Here is a 23571-nt window from a genome sequence, read left to right on the forward strand (position 1 = left end):
AGGCGGCCGGAGCCGCGGAAATTCGGATCCTCTGTTTGTCTCTTGACCGTGCGAGGTCCGAGGTCTGCTGTTTTCGCGAGTTTGAGGGCAGACGGTTGCGTTTTTCATCTGGATTAGCGGAGACGACCGAGAACGGAGAGCTCCGGGAACGTCAAGTATCCGTCGCAGGTTGCAGGGCGATCACCGACATGCCGGCCAGCGCGATGGCCGCTCCCACGAAGTCCCAACGGGTCAAGGCAACACCGTCGACGACGTGCAACCAGACCAGCGCCACGGCGATGTACATCCCGCCGTAAGCCGCATAGGTTCGCCCGGCAGCTGTCGGGTGCAAGGTCAGCAGCCAAGCGAACAACGACAAGGAAACGGCAGCCGGCAAGAGCAGCCATGCCGACTTGCCCTGCTTTACGACCAGCCAGGGCAAGTAGCAGCCAACGATTTCAGCTACTGCCGTCACCGCAAACAGAATGGCAACTTTCAAGAGTTCCATCGTCACGCTTCCTGCAGCGCCTGGATCATCGGGCAACGCACCTGTCCCCTTGCGGCGCAGCAGCGCTGCACCAGTGCTTCCAGGACTGCCTCAATGCGGTGGAGATCGGCGAGCTTGGCGCGCACATCCCTGAGCTTGCGTTCGGCTTGTTCGCGGGCCTCGGGGCAATGCGACCCGTCCTCGAGCTTCAGCAAGTCCCCGACTTCGTCAAGGCTGAAACCCAGCCGTTGCGCCGATTTAATAAAGCGTACCCGGGCCAGATTTGCCTCGCCGTAGCGGCGGATGCCGCCCAGGGGGCGGTCGGGCTCTTGCACTAAGCCCTTGCGCTGGTAGAAGCGGATCGTCTCAACATTGACCCCAGCGGCCTCGGCTAAGCCACCGATGGTCAGGGTTTCGGTTGGTTCATTCATGGCACTTGACTCCGTACTTAACTACGGAAGTAAGCTTAAACGATGAAACCCGATTCCCCAACTGAAACTCGAAGCGGCGGCGGGCGTGGTGCGCTGTTAACCGGCGGTCTGGCGGCCATCCTCGCCTCCACTTGCTGCCTCGGGCCTTTGGTGTTGATTACGCTTGGCGTCTCCGGGGCATGGATTAGCAATTTGACCCTGCTCGAACCCTATCGGCCCATGTTCATCGGTGCCGCGCTTGTGGCACTGTTTTTTGCGTACAGGCGGATATGGCGAGCGCCAGCAGCCTGTGAGGCCGGGCAGGCTTGCGCGCTACCGCAAGTCAACCGAAGCCACAAGTCGTTGTTCTGGACCGTGGTGGCGCTAGTCATCGTCGCGCTCGGATTCCCGCTGATCGCTCCCTGGTTTTACTGAATGGAGATTGCTATGAAAAAACTCGTTGCTCTGGCCATGCTGGCCGCTTCTGCTTCGCCCCTCTGGGCTACCACGCAGAGTGTCACGCTGTCCGTGCCCGACATGAACTGCGCCACCTGCCCGATCACAGTCAAGAAGGCGCTTACCAAGGTATCCGGCGTCAGCAAGATCGACGTGAATCTGGATCGGCGCGAGGCCAAGGTGACGTTCGACGATACGAAGGCGAATGTCGAGGTCCTCACACGCGCCACCAGGAACGCAGGGTATCCCGCGACCGTGTTGGGAGACGCCAAGTGACTGCGGTGATACTGGAATCGACGCTGACCTGCCCCGAGTGCGGCCACGCCAAGACAGAGACGATGCCCACGGACGCCTGCCAGTGGTTCTACGAGTGCGAGCAATGTCACACCGTGCTAAAGCCCAAGTCGGGTGACTGCTGTGTGTACTGTTCTTACGGCTCAGTGCCTTGTCCTCCAATCCAGGAACGGGGGCACGCAGCCAATCTTGGGTTCGCGCCGGCCGGATCGCCCGATCGGAAATGAGTCAAGCGTCACGAGATCAATTCGGGCGCCAGGGACGCCATCACCACATCCGAGTTGAACTTCCGCAACACCGTTGTGCGGGCCCATGTGGCCATCAAACGCGCCAACGTTCATCGGTGGCTGATATGCCAAGCCCCAAGAAGCACATGACAAAGATGTAATCTTTGAAACATATTCCGGTCAGCCTTGGTCTCGCAAAATGCATAACGTGCATTCACACAAGGTAGGTGGATACCAATGCGAAGTTCAACAACCTGAAAATCAGTGACCGAGGGTGCGATGCTGCGTGAGGAACTTATGCTGAGCCTGGATTGGACCGAAGAGGTGGTGCTGTTCAATGGCGACTCGCGTTATATCGGTAGTGCGGTCCTGGTGCCTGGCATGCGCAAGATCGTGCATGCGGCTACGCAGGCCATCAACGTAGAGAACCGATGAACAGCTACGAACTCCCCCCGGGTGCCGCGGGCTTGGTTGCCGCGCTTGCTGTCGGTCTGGTGATTGGCCTGGAGCGCGGCTGGCACGATCGCGAATTGCCGGAGGGTGGACGTGTTGCAGGCCTGCGCACCTTTGCGCTGACCGGACTGCTCGGTGGCGTGCTTGGGCATCTGCAGCCAGATTTCGGCGCTTGGCCTTTGCTGGGTGCGCTGCTCGGACTCGCCCTGCTGCTGACGGTGTCCTACGCCCGTAACGCCAAACTGTCGGGTAACCTGAGTGCCACTACCCCGGTGGCGATGCTTCTCACTCTGGTCCTGGGTGCCTTTGCGGCACACGGCAACATCACCTTGGCGTTGTCGGCAGCAGTGGTTGGCGCTGTGTTGCTGGATCTCAAGCCGACCTTGCACGGTTGGTTGCGTTTGATCGATCACCGCGAATTGACTGCATCGCTGCAACTGCTGGTGTTGTCCATGGTCATCCTGCCTTACCTGCCCAATACGGGCCTCGGGCCCTATGCCGCGCTCAATCCGTACCAGCTGTGGTGGGCAGTCATCCTGATTGCGGGCCTGTCGCTGACGGGTCACTTTGCCATGCGGATCACCGGCGCGCAAAGGGGTGTGCTGTGGACCGGGATCCTGGGAGGACTGGCATCTTCCACCGCAACCACGTTGGCTTTGGCTCGCTACGCACGCGAGCAGCCTTCGCTGACAGGCGCGGCGGTAGCCGGCACGTTGGCATCCTGTGGCGTCATGTTTTTTCGCATGGTCGTTCTGCTGGGTGTCATCCAGCCGGCGCTGCTGTCCACCTTCGGCAGCGCCCTGGTGGTCACTGGCGTGGCACTGCTGTGTATTGCGCTATGGGGGTGGCGCAAGTTGGACCGCACTGTAGTGGGGGAGGGCGCTGTCGGCGCGATGGCGCCATTCGACCTTGGCACCGCGCTCGGTTTTGGTGTGCTGCTCGCTGTCATGAGCGTCCTGGTGCCCGCGGCAAAGCAGTGGCTGGACACCAGCGGCCTCTATGTGCTGTCGGCGGTTTCAGGCCTTGCCGACGTGGATGCGATCTTGATCTCGGTCGCTCGGCTGCATGGTGCCGGTGGATTGTCCACGGGCGCCACCGTCACGGCGCTCGGTCTCGCGACATTGGCAAACATGGTGGCAAAGGTCGGCATCGCCTGGACGACAGGCGGCGCGCAGGTCGGTAAATCGGTTGTTTTCGGCTACCTGGGTGCGATGGCGTCCGGAGCTGCGGTATTGGCGCTGAGCGTGACGTTTTCGTGAGCGTTCACTGGCCACGTCTTCAGAATTTTTGCGTTTGAACAATAGGGATCACCGCTATGGAAAAGTCGTTTCATCGCTTCTCTGAACTGTTTGCCCAGCTCGGCCTGCGCATGGATGCAGCAGGCATTGGGGAGTTCTTGGAGGCCCACTCTCCACTGCCGGCCGACGTGCTGCTGGCCGATGCCCCATTCTGGACGCCAGCTCAGGCGACTCTGTTGCGCGAAGAGCTTCTGGAAGATGCGGACTGGTCCGAAGTAATTGAACGGTTGAATGTCGCCTTGCGTGCACCCAAGGGGAGGTCATGATGCCTATGAGGAATCGTCTGTCGTTGGGGGTGGCCGTGGTGTCTCTGGCGCTGAGCTCGATGGTTCACGCGCAGGAGGTCAAGCTGGGATCGAGTGTTGAAGGGTTGCTGCAAGCGGCCAGGGATAGAAACCCAGAAATCGCCAGCATGCGTTTTGATGCGGATGCGGCAGCAGAGCGCGTCGCGCCTGCGGGCGCCTTGCCGGATCCGAAAATTCGAACCGAATTGCGTGACATCACGCGCATGGGAGAACAAAACCCCACGCTATTGCCAGGGCGCGTCGGAAGCACCCGCTACGTGCTGATGCAGGATTTTCCCTGGATGGGCAAACGCGGTCTGAAGCGTGAGGTGGCTGAGTCACAAGCACAAGCTGCGAGAAGCCGTGCAGCAGGCGCCTGGGTTGAACTGGCTGCCAAGATCAAGACGACTTATGCCGAGCTCTATTACCTGGACCAGAACGATCGCTTGTCGCGGGAAATTCTCGACCTGATGGCGCGATTGGAAAAAGTCGCGCAGGTCCGCTATGCGGGCGGGCTTGCTGCGCAACAGGATGTGATCCGTGCGCAGGTGGAGCAGTCCACCATGCGCAACGAACTGATTGCACTGGACGCTGAGCGTCGCCAACTCCAGTCCAAGTTGAATGCGCTCGTTGGGCGTCCGACCTCGGAGATTTTGGCTGCACCCGAGCAGATCCGCGCCTTGCCGTCGCCGGAGCAAGTCAGCTTCGCAGCGCTGGAAGGGCGCGCCCGGATGAACAATCCGCTGCTGCGCACGGAAGAGTCCCAGATCAGGGCGGCCGAGAAGAACCGCGAGCTGACCTACAAGAACCGCTATCCCGACTTCAACGTCGGAATCTCTCCGATTCAGTACCGAGGTTCGATCAAAGAGTGGGAGTTGATGGTCGAGATGAATATCCCCTTGCAGCAAGACTCGCGGCGCGCCCAGGAGCGGGAGTCAGAGGCCATGTTGGCCGCTGCCCGCTCACGCCAGGAAGTCGTCACGAATCAAGTCCTGGCAGACCTTTACGCCAACGTGGCAGGTTTTGAGTCTGCCTGGCGCTCTTTGGCGTTAACGACGGAAAGTCTCTTGCCGCAGTCGGAGTTGACCTTCCGCTCTGCGCTGGCTGGGTACCAGACGGGCAAGGTGGATTTTGCGACCTTGCTGGACGCGCAGCGCCAGATTCGTCAGTCCAAACTGAATCAGATCAAAGCCGGCGTGGAAGCGCAGAAGCGGCTTAACGAAATTGAACGCATCGTGGGAGAAGAACAATGACAACAGGTTACAAGGCAGGCGTATTCCTGGCTATCGTCGCCGCAGGGTTGGCGGCGGGTGGTGGCTATTGGATGGGACAGCGCCAATTAGAAGCCCGCAGTGGTGACCAGACTGCTGCGCAGGGCGCCTCTGCCGGTTCTGCCAAGAAGGAGCGCAAGGTACTTTTTTACCGTAACCCGATGGGGCTGCCCGACACCTCTCCCACACCGAAAAAAGATCCAATGGGGATGGACTACATCGCGGTCTACGAGGGAGCGCAGGAAGAAGCAGAAACCAACTCCAATCAAATTCGCATCAGCACCGAAAAGATTCAGAAACTCGGTGTTCGCACCGAGGCGGTAAATCTGCGCTCGCTCGACAAGGTGGTACGTGCCGCCGGACGCATCGAACCAGATGAGCGCCAGACCTTCACTATCGCTGCCAAATTCGAGGGCTATGTAGAGCGTCTGCATGTCAACGTCACCGGACAGGCAGTGAGCAAGGGGCAGCCACTGTTCGATGTCTATAGTCCCGAACTGGTGTCTGCTCAGCGCGAATACGCCATCGCGGCACAGGGCGTCGACGCGTTGAAGGATGCCTCTGGTGAGGCACAGCGTGGAATGCGTGAGTTGGCCGACTCCAGCCTTGCACGGCTTCGCAATTGGGATATCTCGGACGAGCAGGTCAAGACCTTGGCCAAATCCGGCGACGCACGCCGCACGCTGACCTTCCGCTCGCCGGTGTCTGGAATCATCACCGAAAAGAAAGCCGTCCAAGGCATGCGCTTCATGCCGGGTGAAATGCTCTACCAAGTCGCCAACCTGTCCTCGGTCTGGGTCATCGCGGATGTCTTCGAGCAAGACATCGGGTTGGTCAAGTCGGGCGGCAAGGCCAAGGTGCAAATCAATGCCTACCCTGACAAGGTGTTCCAGGGGACAGTCAGCTATGTGTACCCCACCCTGAGGCCGGAAACCCGAACGGTGCAGGTGCGCGTCGACTTGGCGAACACGGGTGGCTTGCTCAAGCCGGGCATGTTTGCCCAAGTGGAACTACCGACCGCCAGCAAGGGCTCGGTTTTGACGGTGCCGACTTCGGCCGTGATTGACAGCGGCACGCGCCAGATCGTCCTGGTGCAGCTCAAAGAAGGTCGATTCGAACCCCGCGATGTCAAAGTGGGCGCACGCAGCGACGACCGCATTGAAGTCACCGAGGGCGTTCGCGAGGGTGAGCAGGTGGTAGTTGCTGCTAATTTCCTGATCGATGCAGAAGCCAACCTCAAGGCGGCCGTCGGCGGTTTTGGACACTCCTCACATGGAGCTAAGCCGGAGGCACAAGGCACCTCCGATGCGAGCAAACCCACTGCCTCCGTCGGGCACCAGGGCGAGGGCAGGGTGGAAGAGTTTGATGCGAAGGCAGGCACGGTGACCATTGCCCATGGTCCCATACCCTCCCTTAAATGGCCCGCGATGTCCATGGAGTTCAAGGTCTCCAACAACGGGATGATGGCGGGCTTGCTGCCTGGGGCAGCGGTGGTCTTCGAGTTCGTTGAGCGTGGACAGGGTGAATGGGTGGTCACCTCCGTGAAACCCGTGGGCAAAGCGGCGGCCACTCCGCACGCCGGCCATAACTGATCTTCAGGGAACAACATGCTCGCGAAGATCATTGACTGGTCAGGAAGAAACAGCTTCCTGGTGCTGCTGGCCACGCTGTTTGTCATTGTCGCAGGGGTGTTCGCGGTGTTGCGAACGCCTTTGGACGCCCTGCCGGACTTGTCCGACGTGCAGGTCATCGTCTACACCGAATACCCTGGACAAGCGCCCCAGGTGGTTGAGGATCAGGTCACCTATCCCTTGACCACCGCCATGCTGTCGGTACCCAAGTCCAAGGTGGTGCGCGGCTTTTCCTTCTTTGGAGCGTCCTTCGTCTACATCATCTTTGAGGATGACACAGACATCTATTGGGCGCGTTCGCGCGTGCTGGAATACCTCAATTTCGCATCCAGCCGAATGCCCAAGGGGGTCACGCCGCAAATTGGCCCTGACGCCACCGGTGTGGGTTGGGTCTACCAGTACGCGTTGATCGCCAAGGACCGGACGCTGGCCGAGTTGAGAACTTTGCAGGATTGGTACCTGCGCTACCAGCTGACCAAGGCGCATGGCGTCGCTGAGGTGGCATCCGTCGGTGGCTTTGTCCAGACCTACCAGATCACCGTCGACCCGGTGAAGCTGCGGGCCTACGGCATTCCGTTGGCCAAGGTGTCGCAGGTCGTGCGCGACTCCAATCGTGACGTCGGCGGCCGTGTGGTGGAGATGGCCGAGACAGAGTACATGGTGCGCGGAAAGGGCTATCTGCGCGGCGCGGCGGACATCGAGAACCTGGTCGTCAAGACCGAAAAAGGCACACCAGTATTGATTCGAGACATCGCTCGCGTTGAACTCGCTCCCGATGAACGGCGCGGCCTGACCGAACTCAACGGGGAGGGGGAGGTGGTCTCGGGCATCGCCATGGCCCGCTATGGCCAAAACGCCCTGGAAGTCATTCACAACCTGAAGGAGAAAATTACCGAAGTTTCGGCAGGGCTGCCGCAGGGCGTCAGCATCCAGGCTGTTTACGACCGATCTGACCTGATTCATCGGGCCATCGATACTCTCAAGCGAACGCTGATTGAGGAGAGCCTGATCGTTGCCCTGGTCTGCATGGTCTTTCTCATGCACATCCGTTCAGCCCTCGTGGCTATCTTGATGTTGCCCGTAGGGGTGCTGATCTCATTCATCGCGATGCGCTTGCTGGGCATGAATTCCAACCTGATGAGTCTGGGTGGTATCGCCATTGCGATCGGTGCCATGGTGGATGCGGCCATCGTCATGATCGAGAACGCCCATAAACACCTGGAGCGGCTCCCACCCGAGCACAACAGCAAGCAGCGGGTCGAGGCCATGATCGCCGCGTGCAAGGAGGTTGGCCCGGCACTGTTCTTCTCGCTGCTGATCATCACCGTGTCGTTTCTGCCCGTGTTCACGCTCGAATCACAGGAGGGGCGCATGTTCTCACCGCTGGCGTTCACCAAGACGTTTTCTATGGCAGGAGCGGCGCTGCTGTCGGTGACGCTGGTGCCGGTGCTCATGATGATTTTCATTCGCGGACGCATCATGCCGGAGTCCCGTAACCCGGTGAACCGGTTCCTGATCTGGGTCTACCGACCCATCATCGCTGGCGTGATGCGCTGGAAGAAAGTGACTATTGCTATTGCCCTGGTCGTGCTTGGGGTGTCGTTCTACCCGGCCAGCAAGCTGGGGTCCGAATTCATGCCGACACTCAATGAAGGCACTTTGCTCTACATGCCTGCTTCGCTGCCGGGCATGTCGATCACCAAGGCCGCCGAGTTGCTTCAGACGCAAAACAAGATCATCAAGAGTTTTCCAGAGGTTGAATCGGTCTACGGTAAGGCAGGACGGGCCAACACGGCCACCGACCCGGCACCGACCGAGATGTTCGAGACGGTCATCAACCTCAAGCCGGAGTCAGCGTGGCGATCTGGCATGACCACCGACAAATTGATCGCCGAGATGGACAAGGCACTGCAATTTCCTGGCGTCTCCAATGCCTGGACCATGCCCATCAAGGCGCGCATCGACATGCTGTCCACCGGTATCCGCACACCCATTGGTATCAAGGTCTTCGGCAAGGACTTGAACGAAATGGAACGCCTGGCGCGGGAGATCGAGACCGTAGTGAAATCTGTGCCCGGCACCACCTCGGCATTCGCGGAGCGGATCACCGGCGGCTTCTACCTGAACATCGAGCCCGACCGCGCCCAACTGGCACGCTACGGTCTGGCGGTGGGTGATCTGCAGGAGGTCATTGGTACGGCGCTCGGCGGTGACATGGTGACCACCACGGTGGAAGGGCGAGAGCGTTTTGGCGTGACGGTTCGCTACCCACGCGAATTGCGGTCTGACCCGCAGCAGATCGCCCGTGAAGTGCTGGTGCCGACGATGGATGGAGCCATGGTTCCGCTGGGCCAAGTTGCCCGCGTGGAGGTGGCCAAGGGCGCCCCGGGTATCCGTACCGAAAATGCGCTGCTATCTGCCTACATCTTTGTGGACATCCGTGAGCGTGACATCGGTGGCTACGTCGCCGAGGCGCGCAAAGCAGTGAATGACCAGGTCAAGTTCCCGCCCGGCTACTACGCCACATGGAGCGGTCAGTTTGAGTCCATGGAGCGTGCCATCGAGAAAATGAAACTCGTTGTGCCAGTAACGCTGTTGCTCATTTTCCTGCTGCTGTACCTGAACTTCAGGCGACTGACGGAGACTTTGATCGTCATGCTGTCGGTGCCGTTCGCGTTGGTTGGCGGCGTCTGGCTGATGTGGTGGCTTGGCTACAACCTCTCCGTCGCAGTTGCTGTGGGCTTCATTGCCCTGGCGGGTGTGGCCGCTGAAACCGGGGTCGTCATGCTGATCTACCTGGACCACGCCTGGGAAGAGATCAAGGAAAAACGCCGCTCTGAAGGGAAAGAGCCAGGAGTTGGTGACCTTTACGAGGCAGTCATGGATGGAGCCGTCGAACGGGTTCGTCCCAAGATGATGACGGTCGTTGCCATTATGGCGGGCCTGCTACCCATTATGTGGGGGACCGGCACCGGCTCGGAAGTGATGAGTCGCATTGCCGCACCGATGGTCGGTGGCATGATTTCTTCGACCGTGCTCACGTTGGCTGTGATTCCGGCGCTCTACGCGCTGGTCAAACAGTTTGAACTTCGAAGGCAGCGTGCTTCGGGAACGGATTCGCATCCATCCGACCCAGTCTGGAGCCGTGAAGTTTGAGCCATGGACGCTGGCCCTTGGCGTCGACGCGGAGCGTGGGACAGGGTCTAAAAGGAGGCGCTTTACTTGTTTCACCAACTGCTCTGACCCCTCTCTCAATGCACAACACATCAAACTGCGAGTTGACCTCCTTTGAGCGGCTCAACCGCGACTGCTTCTGTCTGAGCCTGGATCCTGCGGCGCTGGCGGCTGCGCTCGATGCCGAGTTGGGCTCTCCGAGCTTGTCGCAGCTAGTGCGCGACCGATGCCCCTACCTGTTTGCTGCGCAGCCGGTCTTCGTGGCGCGGCCTCCTCTCGAACGAATGGCCCGCGTCGTGCAAGCCATCGAGGCAGTGGTGGCACTCCCGGCCTACCGGGAGCAGGTCTTGGCGGATGCCCCCGCCATTGCGCGGGACGGCACCGGTGGCTCCCAGGGCGTGTTCTTCGGCTATGACTTCCATCTGGACCAAGACCGTCTCGGTTTGATCGAAATCAACACGAACGCTGGTGGTGCGATGCTGAATGCGGTGCTGGCCCGTGCTCAGCGCAGCTGCTGTCAGGCTGTGCATGCAATGGTGCCCGGCCGAGCAGGCGTCACAACGTTCGAGCAGCGGCTGGTGGACATGTTCCGCCGTGAGTGGCGGCTGGCCGGTCACTCACGGCCGTTGGTCTCGATCGCTATCGTGGACGAAGCGCCGCAGCAGCAATACCTGTATCCAGAGTTCCTGCTGTTCCGGCAGCTGTTTGAGCGCCATGGACTGCAGGCCATCATTGTCGATCCCTCCGAGCTGGCGTGCCGTCACGGCAGGCTCTGGCACGGCGAACTCGCCATCGACGTGGTTTACAACCGTGTCACAGATTTTTATCTGGATCTGCCTGCCAACGCCGTGCTGCGACAGGCTTGGCTGGAACAGGCAGCGGTTCTCACGCCCCATCCGACGGCGCACGCGCTATACGCCGACAAGCGGCGACTGGCCTTGTTCAGTGACGATGGTGCGCTGCGGGAGCTGGGCGTTGCTGACGACGACAGGAAGGTGCTGCTGGCGAACGTGCCGCGCACCGAAGTGGTCGATGAGGCACATGGTGACCGGCTGTGGGCGGCTCGTCGTAGCCTGTTCTTCAAACCCGCGGCGGGCTTCGGTAGCCGCGCCGCGTACCGAGGTGACAAACTCACGCGCCGGGTCTGGCAGGAGATCATGACGGGAGCCTATGTAGCACAGGCCCTCGTGCCTCCGGGCGAACGCGTCATTGCGAATACGGAGGGACTGCAGTCCATGAAATTCGATTTGCGCGCCTACGCCTATGCCGGCGACGTTCAGTGGGTTGCTGCACGCGTGTATCAGGGACAAACCACGAACTTCCGCCAGCCGGGCAGTGGCTTTGCCCCCGTCTACACCACCGTGGATGGCTCCGGCCGCGGAATGTGCGACTCGGATGGTGAACACGCGTCCTATGTGTTCCTGCTCGACGAGGCGGGCGAGGTGCACGCGTTGCCGCATGTGCTGTATGTGGCGCTTGCCAGGGGCCAGGCCTTGGCACCGATATTTGCGGACCAAACTCTGCGCCTAGCGGACTGGTATGTACGGCTTCGGGCCGATGGGGTGCCGGGTGCTGTGGTCAACGAGACCTATGGGTTTGTTCGCTTCGACCGAGAGGGGCGGTTCAAATTGGAGGCTGCGCCAGGAGATGCAGCATGGCCTACTCCTGAGGAGCGCCGACGGATGCAGGAGCTGCTATTCTCCATAGACTTGGAGCCCAACGGCGCCTGATCATAGGAGCCGGTAGGAGGGTGGGCCGCCCAACGAAGTGAATCATTTGGGTTGCTGCAAGAATGGTCAGACGATGATGCGTGGCTTCTGGCCTGGCAAAATGCAGATGGTCACGTCGCATGGGCGAGGACCAACTCCCACCAGATGCACGCAGCGACCAATCCCATCTCAAAAGTTACGGGGCACAGGTTTCTTTGGCGGCTTTTGCGCCATCTTTGCAGGCCTTGACTTCGGCCTCATAACGCGCCTTGCGCAATTGGTTCAGGTATGGCGTCGTCTGTGCGCGCGGGCCATGGTCGAGCTGCAATACGAGTTTCTTGGGAGGGCAGACCTTTTCTTGGTCTGGAGCGGCACTGGCCGAGAGACTGAAGCCAAGGGTCGTGGCGCCAACGAGAGCGATGAGCAAGTATTTCATGATGAACTCCTTGGATAGGAAAACCGAACGTATGAATCAGCGAGGCACAGGGCTGCCGGCTGACTGCGCCAACAGCGGTACGCGAAGCGCAAGGGCACGCTTTTTTCTGTTTTTGACAGATCCCGGGGTTTCTGTGCCAACGTCGAAGGTTTTTTCCGCAGTTGCCACGCCGCCTGTTTAGATTCCTCGGCCTCCCCGGAAACCCGCTGCAACCCCAACTGGCAATCAACCCCGGTAGTAGAGACGCAGACGCGCGTCGCGTTCTTCAGGGGACTCGCTCCGCAATTCGTTGATTACTTGCTCACGCGTCTTGCCTGGACCTGCCGCATCAGGAGTGCGGATCGGGAAGTTGCTTTGGCCGTAAGAAAGTCGTCCTTGCTGCATAGCAGCCTTAGTTTCGGCGATGACTTGCTCTCGCGTCTTCTCGCTCTTGAAGTGTTCCGGGTGAACGATGACGCCCTTTTCGTTGTTGGCGGGATGCTCGTACGCTGCCGAAGCAATCCCTGGAAGGCCCAGGGTAACCACTGCGGCCGCGGCGGCAATCATGGAAGAAAGGGAGAGGCGTTTTTGGATCATGGTTGAAGCTCCTAGCGATAGTGAATAAAACTTGCATCTCTCATGCCTTGCTTGGGCGTTGAGGAGATGTGTTCATCGTAGGGAGCGCACCCCAACAGAATCTAGACAGCCCGATGATATTTTTGTCAGGGAGCGGCGCGAACTGGAGCGCAAGTTGGTGGACCTGCGCGGGGGGTAAACACGGAGGACGGAGAATCTACCTCAAGGATACGCGCCTATCACGGCAGCAGTCCGGGTGCCATTGGGCAGCCCCTGGCTTACGCGCACCCTCCAGCGATGTGGCTCCAGCGAGCTATCGCAAGCGATTGATAGGTGGTTGTGGGTCCGCAGGCGTGCCAACAAGTGCAGCGATGATGGGGCAGGGAAACGCCTGCCCCGTCTCCTCGCACCGCGCGAGCATGTCACGCAGTGCACCTCGCATGCGCTCCAGATCCCCGACCTTCTCATCGATTTGCTCAAGGCGTCGCTGCGTCACCGTCTGGATGGCCCGGCGATTCCGTCCGTCCTCCAGGTCTAGCAGCGATCCCACCTCATCCAACGAGAAGCCCAGGCTCTGCGCCCGCTTGATAAAGCCGATCCGCTGAACCATTGAAGCGGGGTAACGCCGGAAACTGCCTGCGGCTTTCGGGACCGGCAAAAGCCCGCGACCCTGGTAGTAGCGAATCGTCTCTACACCGACGCCAGCGACTTTGGCCAGTCTGCCGACCGTCATCCAATCGCCCGGGCCTTCGTTCATCGAGGGATCTACCGTTTTCTTCATAGCCATGGCAGGATAACGCTGTACCGCGTAGTTGACCCCTGTCTCCATTTGATTAAGATCAAGATCTCGCAGCTTGCCTAAGCATAGGATTGCTGTTATTGGCTATATAGGCCGCACATGCGCACACATCTCAACCCTCGTAGGATTCGTGCCATCGCGTGGATGGTGCTGGGGGTATGGTTGTTTGCGCTTGCGGCCGGGATGGCGAATGCCTGCCTGTTGGAGTCCCCGGAGCCGCACCACTATGCGTCAGGGTATGAACACGGCAATGGCCACTCCCATGGGGGTCATGAGGGCGCCCACGAAAAGCATGAAGAGGGGAGCCAGGACCCGTCGAAGGCACCTTGCCTGAAACTTTGCGGAGAGGTCAACCAGTCGGCAATTCAGAAGACGCCGACCTTTGCGTTCGACCTTATTGGGCTTCCGCCCCCTTCCTATACTGCCTGGGAACCGGCCCCGGCGCTGGCTCTGCGAGCCATCCTATTGAGGAGCCCCCAGCGGGCTCACCCACAGCCGCCTGCTTGGCTGCTGTTTGCACGTCTCGCGTTATAGCCCCTCCTGTGAGCGCTGTGCCGGCTATGTCCCGCACGCGTCTCGTACGCCTTGACTCTGTACCCGGCTACGGAGTTCTCATATGGGATTTGTCTTCTGGAAGCGCCACTTGGCTCGACCAGACGACAAAAGCCAGCGGCTAAAGGAGAAAGAAATGACATTCGTGCGCTCCATCGCGGTCGTCTTCGGCGCCGCCCTCGTCAGTTTGTTTTCATTCGCGCAAGACGACCATCAGGCCCATCATCCTGCGGGTTCGAGCGCCCCTGGGACTTCGGCTCTAGTGGCGCCGAGCTTCGAGGGCATGCCGGAGCACTCGCGGATCAATGCTGCCTGGAACGAGCAGGCGTAACGGAGAACCCCATGGCAAAGAACAAGAAGGCCGCGACAGGCGCGACGAAAAAGGCTCATGCGGACGTGACCGATGTCGCGCACAACCCGTCGCGCGACGAGGCAACGGAACGCTCGATCGGCCGCGAGGACTATGAGGCGCAGTTGCACATGCTGCAGATAGAACTCGTGAAGCTGCAGCGCCATTTCATCAAGTGCAGCGACCGGATCCTCATCCTCTTGGAGGGACGGGACAGTGCGGGCAAGGATGGCAGCATCAAGCGGCTCGTCGAACACCTGAGTCCGCGGGAAACCCGGGTCGTCGCGCTCGGCAAACCCTCCGATCGGGACCGCACCAGTTGGTACTTCCAGCGCTACGTGCCGCACCTACCGGTCGGCGAAGAACTCGTTGTGTTCAACCGTAGCTGGTACAACCGCGCCGGCGTGGAGCCGGTGATGGGTTTCTGCACGGCTGAGCAGCACGAGGAGTTCATGAACTCAGTGCCGAAGTTCGAGGAGATGCTGGTCAACTCCGGCATCAAGCTGCTGAAGTATTACCTCGACATCGGGAAGAAAGAGCAGACCCGCCGGCTCGGTGAACGCCGCCGAGACCCGCTCAAGCAATGGAAATCAAGTCCGGTCGACGCCGTGGCGCTGAAGCACTGGGACGGCTACACGCGTGCGCGCGACGAGATGTTCATACGCACGCACACCGCTGCCGCTCCCTGGTCCGTCGTGCTCGCCGACAACAAGCGAGTCGCCAGGCTCAACCTGATCAGGGACGTCCTCTCGCGGCTCCACTACGCGGGCAAGAAGCACAAGCTCATCGCGCCCGACCGGGAGATCGTCTTCGAGTTCTCGCAGGACTGCCTGGATTCCGGCCGACTCGCACGTTGACACATCGAACAGAACCAACAGTAAGAACCATCCATGAAGGCAATCAACGTTGAAGTCGGAGGGCTCATATCGAGCCTGAGCGCGGAGGGAGTACGTCGCAAGTTGCTGCAGCTTCCCGGCGTCCATCACGCGGATGTCAACTACGTTGCGGGAAGCGCAACGGTCCATCTCGACGAACGGCAGCTCAGTGTCGAGGATCTGCGCCGCCGGATCGTGGAGTGCGGCTATCACTGCAGTGGCGAGCAGACGCCTAAGCATGTGTGTGATCCCGCCACGGGCAGTACGGCGGGCCAGAGCCATGACGGACACGCCGATCACGCCGTGTCTGCGAAGCAGGAGGATCACGCGGTGCATTCGGGGCACGCCCATGCAGCCGGAGCGACTGCGACGACGGCCGCCTCGCCGGCCTCCCATGTCGGGCACCAGGGCCACGCAGGCGAGCCCGCCATGGCCGACATGATGCACGACATGGGGCACGGGTCTGGGTCGATGCAGGACATGGCCCGGGACATGCGCAATCGGTTCTTCGTGTCCCTGATCTTTTCGATTCCGGTGTTTCTCTATTCGCCGATGGGGAAGATGTTCGGCGACTTCCAGACGCCGTTCGGGCTGGACAACAAGCTCTTTCTTTTCATCTTTGCGAGCGCGGCAATCCTCTATCCCGGGTGGCCTTTCTGCATCGCTGCGTGGCGCGCTTTGCGCAACGGTGTCGCCAACATGGCCACGCTGGTCGTGCTGTCGGTGGGCGTGGGATACCTGTTCAGCGTCGGAGCGACCTTCTTCTACGAGGGTGAGGTGTTCTATGAAGCGGCGTCAGTGCTGCTGGTTTTCATCCTGCTGGGCCACTGGTTAGAGATGCGCGCCCGCGCGGGTGCGTCCGACGCGATTCGCGCGCTGATGGATCTCGCGCCACCGATGGCCACCGTCGTGCGCAACGGTGTCGAGACCAAGGTGCCAACCGCCGAGGTCGTGGCCGGTGAACTGGTGGTGATCAAGCCCGGCGACAAAATCCCGGTGGATGGCGAGATCGTCGAAGGAGCCTCGCAGGTAGACGAGTCGATGCTGACCGGCGAGTCGATGCCGGTCAAGAAGGTGGTAGGCAGCACCGTCGTGGGCGCCAGCATCAACAAGAGCGGGAGCTTCCGCTACAAGGCCACGAAGGTCGGTGCGGACACGGCATTGGCCCAGATCGTCAAGCTGGTCCAGGAGGCCCAGAACTCGAAGGCACCCGGCCAGCTGCTGGCCGACCAGGCGTCGCAGTGGCTGGTGCTGGCGGCGATCGTGATTGGCCTGTTGACCTTCAGCGTCTGGTACTGGGTGATGGGCCAGACGCTGCTATTCGCACTCACCTTGACCATCACGGTATTCGTGATCGCATGCCCTGATGCGCTGGGCCTGGCCACGCCGATGGCCATCATGGTCGGGACCGGCCTGGGTGCGATGAACGGCATCCTCTTCAAGAACGCGGCCGCGCTGGAGAACGCTACCAAGCTGACAGTGGTGGTGTTCGACAAAACCGGCACCTTGACACTCGGGCAGCCCGATGTCGTCGAGATCGTGGCCGCGCCCGGTGTCGAAGAGGCGCGGCTTCTGGCGACGGCCGCCGCGGTGGAGAAGTTCTCCGAGCACCCCCTTGCACTCGCAGTGCTCAAGCGTGCGGGGGACATGCCGACGGAGGTCACCGAGAACTTCACCAACATCGATGGGCAAGGTGCACGGGCCACCATCGGGGGCGAGAGGGTGCTGCTCGGGAACCGGCTGCTGATGCAGTCGGAGCAGGTAGACCTGACCGTCCTCGCCAGCGAGGCAACGCGGCTGCAAGGCGGCGGGCGCACGGTGGTCTATGTCGCGCGCGGCGGCCGGCTGATCGGCCTCATCGCAATCGCGGACGCCGTCCGGCCGACCTCGCGCGAGACGATCTCCAAGCTGCAGGCGCGGGGCGTGAAGGTCGCGATGCTGACCGGCGACAACCAGGCGACCGCCGAGCGCATCGGCAAGGAACTGGGCATCGACATCGTCCTTGCGGACGTGCTGCCCGGCCAGAAGGCATCCAAGATCAAGGAGTTGCAGCAGCAGGGCCACAAGGTGGGCATGGTCGGCGACGGCATCAACGACGCTCCAGCGCTGACCCAGGCCGACGTCGGTTTTGCGATCGGCGCCGGGACGGATGTCGCCATGGAAAGCGCCCAGGTGGTGTTGATGAAAAGCGACCCGTACGACGTCGTCGGGGCCATCGAGCTCTCTCGCGCAACGCTGCGCAAGATGCACCAGAACCTATGGTGGGCCGTGGGCTACAACGTGGTCGCCTTCCCGCTTGCGGCTGGGGTGTTGTACCCCTTCACGCTGTCGCCGGAGGTTGCCGCGTTGTCGATGTCCGGCAGTTCTGCGATAGTGGCCATCAATGCACTAATGCTCAAACGCACGCGCTTACCGGGCATCAAGCGCGTCACGTCGCGCACCTCCGCTCAAGCGGTCGCGTGAGCCCGTGCTGCGAGCCACCATGGTCGAGAGCCGCCCGATGAGATCGCCGCCGTCCAAAGCCAGGCTGGCCCGTCAGGACGATCTGGGCGTCGTTCAGCTGGGCTGGCTAGCGGCGGCCGTGTTCGTTGTCTCGGCCGGGTACGGCGCGTTGATGCCCTTGATTCCCGACTGGCTGCGCCCTCTGATGGGTGACGCCGACCCAGCGGTGCTCGCGCGCCATGTCGGCTACCTCAGCGGCATCTACACGGCCGGGATACTTGTGGGGGCGCCACTGTGGGGCGTGCTGGCGGACAGGCTGGGACGCGCCCGCGTGCTGTTGGTCGGGCTGGTCGGCTATGTGGCGAGCCTGCTTCCGCTGCTGCGCCCCGAATCTGTGGGCGTGGTCGGCATCTATGCGCTGCGCGGCGCTGCGGGCTTCTTTGTCGCCGCAGTCGTGCCCGTGGTGCCGGCGCTCGTCGCGCAGTACACGCCGCAGGCGATACGCGCCAAGCGCTTCGCATGGTTGGGCGCGATGTCGCTGCTCGGGTTCCTGTTCGGACCCGGCCTCAACGCCGTCGCGGATCGCCTTGCCGGCTTGGGCGTCTTCGCCGCCCTCGTGCAGGGGTCATCGACCAAGCTCGTGATCGGACTCTCGGCCGCGCTGGGTGCGTTGATGATGCTGGGCCTGGCCGCCACGCTTCCGGCGCCGTCCAGCACTCTGGATGCGGGCCCGAGCGATGACGACGGCCCGCCCGAGAGCCGGTCCTTCACGCTCTGGCTGCTCAATGGCGTGGTCATGTTCGTGCTCGCCGGCTTTGAACTCGGCATCGTGCTGCAGGGCCAGCGTCATCCCGAACTCACGTCGCGCGAGGTGTCGTGGATGTTCGCCGCATGCAGCCTGGTGATGTTGGGCGTCAACGCGGTCCTGTTTTTCACCGGCTTGCTTGAGCGCGCTGATCCCCGTCGCATGTTGGCTGCCGGCATGGTCCTGGGTATCGCGGGACTCGCGGTGCTGGCTCGCCATGGCAGCGAGACCTGGATGTACGTTGGCGTCAGTTTCACAGCGGCGGGCACCGGTATCGTGCTGCCGACCGTTGCCTACCTCGCCGCAGGCTCCGCACGTCGGCGGCTCGGAACCGCGATGGGCGGCCTAGCGGCAGCAGCCGGCTTCGGGCAGACGCTTGGATCGGCAGTCGCCGGCTGGCTGTTCGGCACCGTCATGCAGAGCAGCTTCGCATGGCTCTCCATCCCGCTCGTGGCCACCCTCGCATTCTTGCTGATTCCCCGGCAGTGGTGGCCAGCGAACCCGGCCCTGCTGACAGCTTCACCTTCCTCCACGGAGACCGAACCATGAGACTTATCCTGACGACCCTGCTCGCAGCGCTTGCCCTGTCGCTGAGCGGATGCGGCTACAACGACTTCCAGCGGTTGGACGAACAGACCAAGTCTGCCTGGTCCGAGGTGCTGAACCAGTACCAGCGGCGCGCAGATCTGATACCGAACATCGTCGCGACGGTGAAAGGAGAGACCAACTTCGAACAAGAGACGCTGACCCGGGTCGTCGAAGCGCGCGCCAAGGCCACCTCGATTCAGGCTACTCCGGAACTCGTCAACAACCCCGAGGCGTTCCAGAAGTTCCAGGCGGTGCAGGGCGAGCTGTCCGGCGCGCTGAGCAGGCTGCTGGTCGTGAGCGAGAACTACCCGCAGCTCAAAGCCAACCAGGCCTTCCAGGAACTGCGCGCGCAGCTTGAAGGCACCGAGAACCGCATCACCGTGGCCCGCGGGCGCTATGTGAAGGTGGTGCAGGACTACAACGTCCTCACGCGCAGCTTCCCGACCAACATCACGGCCAAGGTGTTCAGCTACGACGTCAAGCCGAACTTCTCCGTCGCCGACGAGAAGGCGATGGCCACGCCGCCCCAGGTCGACTTCGGCGCCTCGGCACCGGCGGCGCGCCCCTGACATGAGCACGCTGAGAACAGCGGTGCCGTACCCGGCCGCCCACCTGCGCCTGGCCCGCATGTTGGCCTGGCTGTTGCTGAGCCTGTTCCTGGTGGTCGCGTCCGCGCAGGAACTGGTAGCTATTCCGCCGCTGCAGGCGCGTGTCACCGACCTCACGGGGACGCTCGCCGCCGATCGGATCGCCTCGCTGGATGCGCAGCTTCGTGCCTTCGAGGAACGCAAGGGCGTGCAGATCGCGGTGCTGATGGTCGGCTCTACGCGGCCAGAACCGGTCGAGCAGTACGCCATGCGGGTGGTCGAACAGTGGAAGCTCGGCCGCCGCAAGGTGGACGATGGCGCACTGCTGCTGGTTGCCAAGGAAGATCGTGCCGTGCGCATCGAGGTTGGCTACGGCATCGAGGGCGCGCTGAGCGACTTGGTGGCGCGGCGCATCATCGACGAAGTAATCACGCCGCGCTTTCGCCAGGGCGATTTCGACGGTGGCATCGCGGCAGGCGCCGAACAGATCATGCGCGTCGTCGACGGCGAAGCCCTGCCTGCGGCGGATCCACGGCGGCAAGGCCGGACCAACGACATCGGCCAGGCCTGGCCCTTCCTGTTCATCGTGGCTTTGATGCTGGGCGGATTGCTGCGCAACGCGCTCGGCCGGGTCCCTGGCGCCGTGGTCACAGCCGGGGTATTGGGTGCTGCGGCGTGGCTGGTGGTGGGCACGCTCGCGGTAGCCGCGATGGCCGGATTGGCGGGGTTCTTCGTCACGCTGCTAGGCATCGGCATGGGCGGCCACGGCGGCATGCATGGGCACCATCGGGGTGGTGGGTGGCCTGGTGGCGGATTCGGCGGCGGCGGAGGAGGATTCCGCGGCGGTGGCGGTGGCTTTGGTGGCGGTGGCGCCTCAGGACGGTGGTGAGATGAACATTCAACGACTTCTTCGCCACCTCGCCACCACCGGCGGCGCGGTACGCCGCGCCTTCCCGTCGCGCACTCTGGACGCCATCGAGCAAGCCATCCGTGCGGGAGAGTCCCAGCATGGCGGCCAGTTGCGCTTTGTGGTCGAGGGCGCGCTGGATGGATCGCCGCTGTGGCGAGACCAGTCGCCGCGCGAGCGAGCGCTGGATCTGTTCGCCCGTATGGGCGTATGGGACACGGCACATAACAGCGGCGTGCTCATCTACGTGCTGCTGGCCGATCGGGCGGTGGAGATCGTGGCCGATCGCGGCATCCATGCCTGTTGCGGCGCCGACATGTGGTCAGGTGTGTGCCAGCGCATGGAAGCCCAGTTCGCGCAGGGGCACTTCGAGGCCGGTTCCATGGAAGGCATCGCCGCCGTCAGCCATCTGTTGATGCAGCACTTTCCGCGCGACTCGGGCGACGGAAACGAGTTGCCCGATCGGCCAGTCCTTTTTTGAACGACAACATCCTTGGAGACTTTCCATGCAACTTCAGTTTTTGGGTGCCACGGGCACCGTGACCGGTTCGAAATACCTCCTGCGCCATGGCGACTCGACAATCCTGGTGGACAGCGGCCTGTTCCAGGGCTTTAAGCAGCTGCGGCTGCGCAATTGGGAGCCGCTGCCGGTCGCGCCCAAGACGATCGATGCTGTCGTGCTCACCCACGCCCACATCGATCACAGCGGCTACCTGCCGCTGCTGGCGCGGCAGGGTTTTCGCGGGCGGGTCTATTGCACGTCCGCGACGCATGAGCTATGCAAGATACTGCTCACCGACAGTGGTCATTTGCAGGAAGAAGAGGCGAAGTTCGCCAACCGCTACGGCTTCTCCAAGCACAAGCCCGCGCTGCCGCTGTACACGCGGGAGGATGCCGAGCGCTGCCTGAAGCTTTTCTCACCGCGTCCGTTCGCCGAGGCCTTCGAAGCTCTGCCCGGACTCACAGCCCGGCTGGAGCCCTCGGGGCACATGCTCGGCTCCGCCTTCGTGCACCTCAGCGATGGGCAGCGGTCGGTGCTCTTCTCCGGCGACATCGGCCGCCCGAACGACCCGGTGCTGCGCCCGCCGGTGCAGGTTCCGGGCGCAGACTACCTGCTGGTGGAGTCTACCTACGGCAACCGCAAGCATGAAGAGACTGACGCGCTGGAAAAACTGGAGACCGTGATCAATCAGACCGCCGCCCGCGGCGGTGTCGTGGTCATCCCCGCGTTCGCGGTCGGCCGCGCCCAAAGCCTGATGTATGGCATCTACCAGCTCAAGAAGCAGGGCCGCATCCACCACCTGCCGGTGTACCTGGACAGCCCGATGGCCATCGATGCGACGCAGCTGTATCACGCCCACCGTGACGAGCATCGGCTCTCGCCCGAGGAGTGCGAGGGCATGTGCCACGCCGCGAAGATCGTCAACAAGGTCGAGGAGTCCAAGGCGCTCAGTGCCAGCCGCGGCCCGATGGTGATCATCTCCGCCAGCGGCATGGCCACGGGTGGCCGGGTGGTTCACCACCTGAAGTCCTTCGCACCCGATCGGCGCAACACGATCCTGTTCGCCGGCTACCAGGCGGGTGGAACCCGCGGCGCGGCGATCCTGCATGGTGCGTCCACCGTTCGCATCCATGGCGAAGACGTGCCGATTCGCGCCGAGGTGGCCTCGCTCGACAACCTCTCCGCCCATGCCGATGCCGACGAGATCATCGCGTGGCTGCGCGGCTTCACGCAAACGCCGCGCCGCACGTTCGTGACGCACGGCGAGCCCGAAGCGGCCGATGCGCTGCGCTCGCGGATCGACCATGAACTCGGCTGGGCGGTTTCGGTGCCCGACTACCTGCAGACCGTGGAGCTTGCATGACAGCGCAAATGCATGAAGCCGGCCGCACCAAGGAGGCCGGGAACAGGCTGCAGGCGTGGCGCACGGGCATCGACACCTATCAGGAGCCGGTGGTCTACATGCGGCGCGATTGCCCGGTCTGTCGATCGGAGGGTTTCACGACCCAGGCGCGCGTGCAATTGACGGCCGGCGGCCGAAGCATCGTGGCGACGCTCAGTGTCGTCGACGGTGATTGGCTGGCCGAGAACGTCGCCGGTCTGTCCGAGTCCGCGTGGGCATCGCTGGGTGCGCAGCCGGGTGAGCCGGTCGCGGTCACCCATGCGCCACCGCTGGATTCGCTCAGCCATGTCCGGGCCAAGGTCTACGGCAACTCCCTTGGCGACGCCCAGTTCGGCGCGATCATCTCCGACGTCGCGGCGGGCCGTTACTCGGACCTGCACCTCGCCACCTTCATCACTGCCTGCGCGGGCGATCGCCTCGACCTGGCGGAGACGGTCTCGCTCACGAAAGCCATGATCGCCGTCGGCGAGCGCATCGATTGGGGCCGTCCGCTGGTCGTGGACAAGCACTGCGTCGGCGGCCTGCCTGGGAATCGCACGACCCTGCTCGTGGTGCCCATCGTGGCCGCCTGCGGCCTCACGATGCCCAAGACCTCCTCGCGCGCCATCACCTCACCGGCCGGGACGGCCGACACGATGGAGGTGCTGGCACCGGTCAACCTGGATGTGCCGAGCATGCGACGCGTGGTCGAGCGCACGGGCGGCTGCATCGTGTGGGGCGGCTCGGTCCGGCTCAGCCCCGCCGACGACATCCTTATCCGCGTCGAGCGGCCACTCGATCTCGACAGCGAAGGGCAGCTCGTGGCCTCGGTTCTGTCCAAGAAGGCCGCTGCGGGTTCGACCCATGTGCTGATCGATCTGCCCGTGGGCGCCACCGCGAAAGTGCGCAGCGCACACGCCGCGGCGTCGCTCGGCCGGCGCCTGCAGGAGGTGGGTGGCGCCATAGGCCTGCAGGTGTTCTTGCGCGTCACCGACGGCGAACAGCCGGTTGGCCGCGGGATCGGTCCCGCACTGGAAGCCCGCGACGTGCTGGCCGTCCTGCAAGGGACGCGCGAGGCCCCGGCCGACCTGCGAGAGCGGGCGCTGCGGCTGGCGGCGGA

General features: G+C 62.5%; 24 protein-coding genes. 19 read left to right on the forward strand and 5 right to left on the reverse strand.

All coding sequences use genetic code 11. The features are described 5' to 3' along the window. Window positions 1–151 precede the first annotated feature (151 nt). Together ACDELDRAFT_RS07850 and merR are read right to left on the reverse strand one after the other, a co-directional pair. The gene (locus tag ACDELDRAFT_RS07850) at window positions 152–487 is read right to left on the reverse strand and encodes a YnfA family protein (RefSeq protein ID WP_005795281.1); all 336 of its coding nucleotides are present in this window, start codon (window positions 485–487) and stop codon (window positions 152–154) included. A gap of 2 nt (window positions 488–489) precedes the next feature. After that, window positions 490–897 (reverse strand): Hg(II)-responsive transcriptional regulator, encoded by a 408-nt coding sequence (gene merR / locus ACDELDRAFT_RS07855; RefSeq protein WP_005795284.1) that lies wholly within the window; start codon window positions 895–897, stop codon window positions 490–492. Between the two features lie 42 nt (window positions 898–939). Between merR and merT the strand changes: the two genes are divergently transcribed. The 10 genes from merT to ACDELDRAFT_RS07895 all read left to right on the forward strand — a co-directional run bounded on the left by merT (window position 940) and on the right by ACDELDRAFT_RS07895 (window position 11694). Beyond that, the gene (gene merT / locus ACDELDRAFT_RS07860) at window positions 940–1311 is read left to right on the forward strand and encodes a mercuric ion transporter MerT (RefSeq protein ID WP_011804766.1); all 372 of its coding nucleotides are present in this window, start codon (window positions 940–942) and stop codon (window positions 1309–1311) included. Between the two features lie 12 nt (window positions 1312–1323). Then, window positions 1324–1608 (forward strand): mercury resistance system periplasmic binding protein MerP, encoded by a 285-nt coding sequence (gene merP, locus ACDELDRAFT_RS07865; RefSeq protein ID WP_005795286.1) that lies wholly within the window; start codon window positions 1324–1326, stop codon window positions 1606–1608. Next, window positions 1605–1853 carry a GDCCVxC domain-containing (seleno)protein gene (locus tag ACDELDRAFT_RS25605; RefSeq protein ID WP_005795288.1) on the forward strand — a complete coding sequence of 83 codons (249 nt, stop codon included), beginning with the start codon at window positions 1605–1607 and terminating at the stop codon, window positions 1851–1853. Before merP ends, ACDELDRAFT_RS25605 begins: the two co-directional genes overlap by 4 nt. Before the next feature lie 297 nt (window positions 1854–2150). Continuing rightward, window positions 2151–2288 carry a hypothetical protein gene (locus tag ACDELDRAFT_RS25000; protein ID WP_162143898.1) on the forward strand — a complete coding sequence of 46 codons (138 nt, stop codon included), beginning with the start codon at window positions 2151–2153 and terminating at the stop codon, window positions 2286–2288. Continuing rightward, window positions 2285–3565 carry an MgtC/SapB family protein gene (locus tag ACDELDRAFT_RS07870; RefSeq protein WP_005795291.1) on the forward strand — a complete coding sequence of 427 codons (1281 nt, stop codon included), beginning with the start codon at window positions 2285–2287 and terminating at the stop codon, window positions 3563–3565. The genes ACDELDRAFT_RS25000 and ACDELDRAFT_RS07870 overlap by 4 nt, the downstream gene beginning before the upstream one ends. Before the next feature lie 56 nt (window positions 3566–3621). Continuing rightward, on the forward strand, window positions 3622–3870 hold the full coding sequence (locus ACDELDRAFT_RS07875) for a DUF2789 domain-containing protein (RefSeq protein ID WP_005795293.1): 249 nt from the start codon (window positions 3622–3624) through the stop codon (window positions 3868–3870). Next, the gene (locus tag ACDELDRAFT_RS07880) at window positions 3867–5141 is read left to right on the forward strand and encodes a TolC family protein (RefSeq protein WP_040328464.1); all 1275 of its coding nucleotides are present in this window, start codon (window positions 3867–3869) and stop codon (window positions 5139–5141) included. Before ACDELDRAFT_RS07875 ends, ACDELDRAFT_RS07880 begins: the two co-directional genes overlap by 4 nt. Further along, window positions 5138–6751: an efflux RND transporter periplasmic adaptor subunit gene (locus ACDELDRAFT_RS07885; protein ID WP_005795297.1), complete on the forward strand. Its 1614-nt coding sequence runs from the start codon at window positions 5138–5140 to the stop codon at window positions 6749–6751. The genes ACDELDRAFT_RS07880 and ACDELDRAFT_RS07885 overlap by 4 nt, the downstream gene beginning before the upstream one ends. 15 nt (window positions 6752–6766) lie before the next feature. Further along, on the forward strand, window positions 6767–9946 hold the full coding sequence (locus ACDELDRAFT_RS07890) for an efflux RND transporter permease subunit (protein ID WP_005795299.1): 3180 nt from the start codon (window positions 6767–6769) through the stop codon (window positions 9944–9946). A gap of 98 nt (window positions 9947–10044) precedes the next feature. Then, on the forward strand, window positions 10045–11694 hold the full coding sequence (locus tag ACDELDRAFT_RS07895) for a hypothetical protein (RefSeq protein WP_005795302.1): 1650 nt from the start codon (window positions 10045–10047) through the stop codon (window positions 11692–11694). Window positions 11695–11869: 175 nt separating this feature from the next. On the opposite strand, the gene ACDELDRAFT_RS07900 is transcribed toward ACDELDRAFT_RS07895, so the two are convergent. The 3 genes from ACDELDRAFT_RS07900 to ACDELDRAFT_RS07910 all read right to left on the reverse strand — a co-directional run bounded on the left by ACDELDRAFT_RS07900 (window position 11870) and on the right by ACDELDRAFT_RS07910 (window position 13451). Continuing rightward, window positions 11870–12109: a hypothetical protein gene (locus ACDELDRAFT_RS07900; protein WP_005795304.1), complete on the reverse strand. Its 240-nt coding sequence runs from the start codon at window positions 12107–12109 to the stop codon at window positions 11870–11872. Window positions 12110–12334: 225 nt separating this feature from the next. After that, window positions 12335–12685, reverse strand: a complete 351-nt coding sequence (locus ACDELDRAFT_RS07905) for a DUF4148 domain-containing protein (RefSeq protein ID WP_005795305.1) — start codon at window positions 12683–12685, stop codon at window positions 12335–12337. A 292-nt stretch (window positions 12686–12977) separates the two neighbouring features. After that, window positions 12978–13451 (reverse strand): MerR family transcriptional regulator, encoded by a 474-nt coding sequence (locus tag ACDELDRAFT_RS07910; RefSeq protein ID WP_232504739.1) that lies wholly within the window; start codon window positions 13449–13451, stop codon window positions 12978–12980. A gap of 700 nt (window positions 13452–14151) precedes the next feature. On the opposite strand from ACDELDRAFT_RS07910, the gene ACDELDRAFT_RS07920 reads away from it, so the two are divergent. From ACDELDRAFT_RS07920 to ACDELDRAFT_RS07960, 9 genes are all read left to right on the forward strand, one after another. Continuing rightward, window positions 14152–14346: a hypothetical protein gene (locus ACDELDRAFT_RS07920; protein ID WP_005795311.1), complete on the forward strand. Its 195-nt coding sequence runs from the start codon at window positions 14152–14154 to the stop codon at window positions 14344–14346. An 11-nt stretch (window positions 14347–14357) separates the two neighbouring features. Next, a complete protein-coding gene (gene ppk2 / locus ACDELDRAFT_RS07925; RefSeq protein WP_005795313.1) occupies window positions 14358–15221 on the forward strand; it encodes a polyphosphate kinase 2 in 864 nt (287 codons plus the stop codon). 33 nt (window positions 15222–15254) lie between these two features. After that, window positions 15255–17702: a heavy metal translocating P-type ATPase gene (locus tag ACDELDRAFT_RS07930; protein ID WP_005795314.1), complete on the forward strand. Its 2448-nt coding sequence runs from the start codon at window positions 15255–15257 to the stop codon at window positions 17700–17702. A gap of 19 nt (window positions 17703–17721) precedes the next feature. Beyond that, window positions 17722–19035, forward strand: a complete 1314-nt coding sequence (locus ACDELDRAFT_RS07935) for an MFS transporter (RefSeq protein WP_005795317.1) — start codon at window positions 17722–17724, stop codon at window positions 19033–19035. Beyond that, window positions 19032–19643 (forward strand): LemA family protein, encoded by a 612-nt coding sequence (locus tag ACDELDRAFT_RS07940; RefSeq protein ID WP_005795319.1) that lies wholly within the window; start codon window positions 19032–19034, stop codon window positions 19641–19643. Before ACDELDRAFT_RS07935 ends, ACDELDRAFT_RS07940 begins: the two co-directional genes overlap by 4 nt. Window position 19644: 1 nt before the next feature. Continuing rightward, a complete protein-coding gene (locus ACDELDRAFT_RS07945) occupies window positions 19645–20550 on the forward strand; it encodes a TPM domain-containing protein (protein WP_005795321.1) in 906 nt (301 codons plus the stop codon). A gap of 1 nt (window position 20551) precedes the next feature. Further along, window positions 20552–21049: a TPM domain-containing protein gene (locus ACDELDRAFT_RS07950; protein ID WP_005795323.1), complete on the forward strand. Its 498-nt coding sequence runs from the start codon at window positions 20552–20554 to the stop codon at window positions 21047–21049. A gap of 25 nt (window positions 21050–21074) precedes the next feature. Then, complete coding sequence (locus ACDELDRAFT_RS07955) at window positions 21075–22433, forward strand: MBL fold metallo-hydrolase (protein ID WP_005795326.1); 1359 nt, start codon at window positions 21075–21077, stop codon at window positions 22431–22433. Then, window positions 22430–23571, forward strand: a 1142-nt coding sequence (locus ACDELDRAFT_RS07960) for a thymidine phosphorylase family protein (protein WP_005795328.1), incomplete at its 3' end; no start/stop codon positions are given. The genes ACDELDRAFT_RS07955 and ACDELDRAFT_RS07960, both read left to right, overlap by 4 nt.

The sequence above is a fragment of the Acidovorax delafieldii 2AN genome, from assembly GCF_000175235.1.
In the GTDB taxonomy this organism is placed as follows: domain Bacteria; phylum Pseudomonadota; class Gammaproteobacteria; order Burkholderiales; family Burkholderiaceae_C; genus Acidovorax; species Acidovorax delafieldii_B.

Bases quoted from the DNA above. Each gene is read 5' to 3' on its own strand.
- ACDELDRAFT_RS07850 (WP_005795281.1), bottom strand. From the start codon at position 487: ATGGAACTCTTGAAAGTTGCCATTCTGTTTGCGGTGACGGCAGTAGCT.
- merR (WP_005795284.1), bottom strand. From the start codon at position 897: ATGAATGAACCAACCGAAACCCTGACCATCGGTGGCTTAGCCGAGGCC.
- merT (WP_011804766.1), top strand. From the start codon at position 940: ATGAAACCCGATTCCCCAACTGAAACTCGAAGCGGCGGCGGGCGTGGT.
- merP (WP_005795286.1), top strand. From the start codon at position 1,324: ATGAAAAAACTCGTTGCTCTGGCCATGCTGGCCGCTTCTGCTTCGCCC.
- ACDELDRAFT_RS25000 (WP_162143898.1), top strand. From the start codon at position 2,151: ATGCTGAGCCTGGATTGGACCGAAGAGGTGGTGCTGTTCAATGGCGAC.
- ACDELDRAFT_RS07870 (WP_005795291.1), top strand. From the start codon at position 2,285: ATGAACAGCTACGAACTCCCCCCGGGTGCCGCGGGCTTGGTTGCCGCG.
- ACDELDRAFT_RS07875 (WP_005795293.1), top strand. From the start codon at position 3,622: ATGGAAAAGTCGTTTCATCGCTTCTCTGAACTGTTTGCCCAGCTCGGC.
- ACDELDRAFT_RS07880 (WP_040328464.1), top strand. From the start codon at position 3,867: ATGATGCCTATGAGGAATCGTCTGTCGTTGGGGGTGGCCGTGGTGTCT.
- ACDELDRAFT_RS07885 (WP_005795297.1), top strand. From the start codon at position 5,138: ATGACAACAGGTTACAAGGCAGGCGTATTCCTGGCTATCGTCGCCGCA.
- ACDELDRAFT_RS07890 (WP_005795299.1), top strand. From the start codon at position 6,767: ATGCTCGCGAAGATCATTGACTGGTCAGGAAGAAACAGCTTCCTGGTG.
- ACDELDRAFT_RS07895 (WP_005795302.1), top strand. From the start codon at position 10,045: ATGCACAACACATCAAACTGCGAGTTGACCTCCTTTGAGCGGCTCAAC.
- ACDELDRAFT_RS07900 (WP_005795304.1), bottom strand. From the start codon at position 12,109: ATGAAATACTTGCTCATCGCTCTCGTTGGCGCCACGACCCTTGGCTTC.
- ACDELDRAFT_RS07905 (WP_005795305.1), bottom strand. From the start codon at position 12,685: ATGATCCAAAAACGCCTCTCCCTTTCTTCCATGATTGCCGCCGCGGCC.
- ACDELDRAFT_RS07910 (WP_232504739.1), bottom strand. From the start codon at position 13,451: ATGGCTATGAAGAAAACGGTAGATCCCTCGATGAACGAAGGCCCGGGC.
- ACDELDRAFT_RS07920 (WP_005795311.1), top strand. From the start codon at position 14,152: ATGACATTCGTGCGCTCCATCGCGGTCGTCTTCGGCGCCGCCCTCGTC.
- ppk2 (WP_005795313.1), top strand. From the start codon at position 14,358: ATGGCAAAGAACAAGAAGGCCGCGACAGGCGCGACGAAAAAGGCTCAT.
- ACDELDRAFT_RS07930 (WP_005795314.1), top strand. From the start codon at position 15,255: ATGAAGGCAATCAACGTTGAAGTCGGAGGGCTCATATCGAGCCTGAGC.
- ACDELDRAFT_RS07935 (WP_005795317.1), top strand. From the start codon at position 17,722: ATGGTCGAGAGCCGCCCGATGAGATCGCCGCCGTCCAAAGCCAGGCTG.
- ACDELDRAFT_RS07940 (WP_005795319.1), top strand. From the start codon at position 19,032: ATGAGACTTATCCTGACGACCCTGCTCGCAGCGCTTGCCCTGTCGCTG.
- ACDELDRAFT_RS07945 (WP_005795321.1), top strand. From the start codon at position 19,645: ATGAGCACGCTGAGAACAGCGGTGCCGTACCCGGCCGCCCACCTGCGC.
- ACDELDRAFT_RS07950 (WP_005795323.1), top strand. From the start codon at position 20,552: ATGAACATTCAACGACTTCTTCGCCACCTCGCCACCACCGGCGGCGCG.
- ACDELDRAFT_RS07955 (WP_005795326.1), top strand. From the start codon at position 21,075: ATGCAACTTCAGTTTTTGGGTGCCACGGGCACCGTGACCGGTTCGAAA.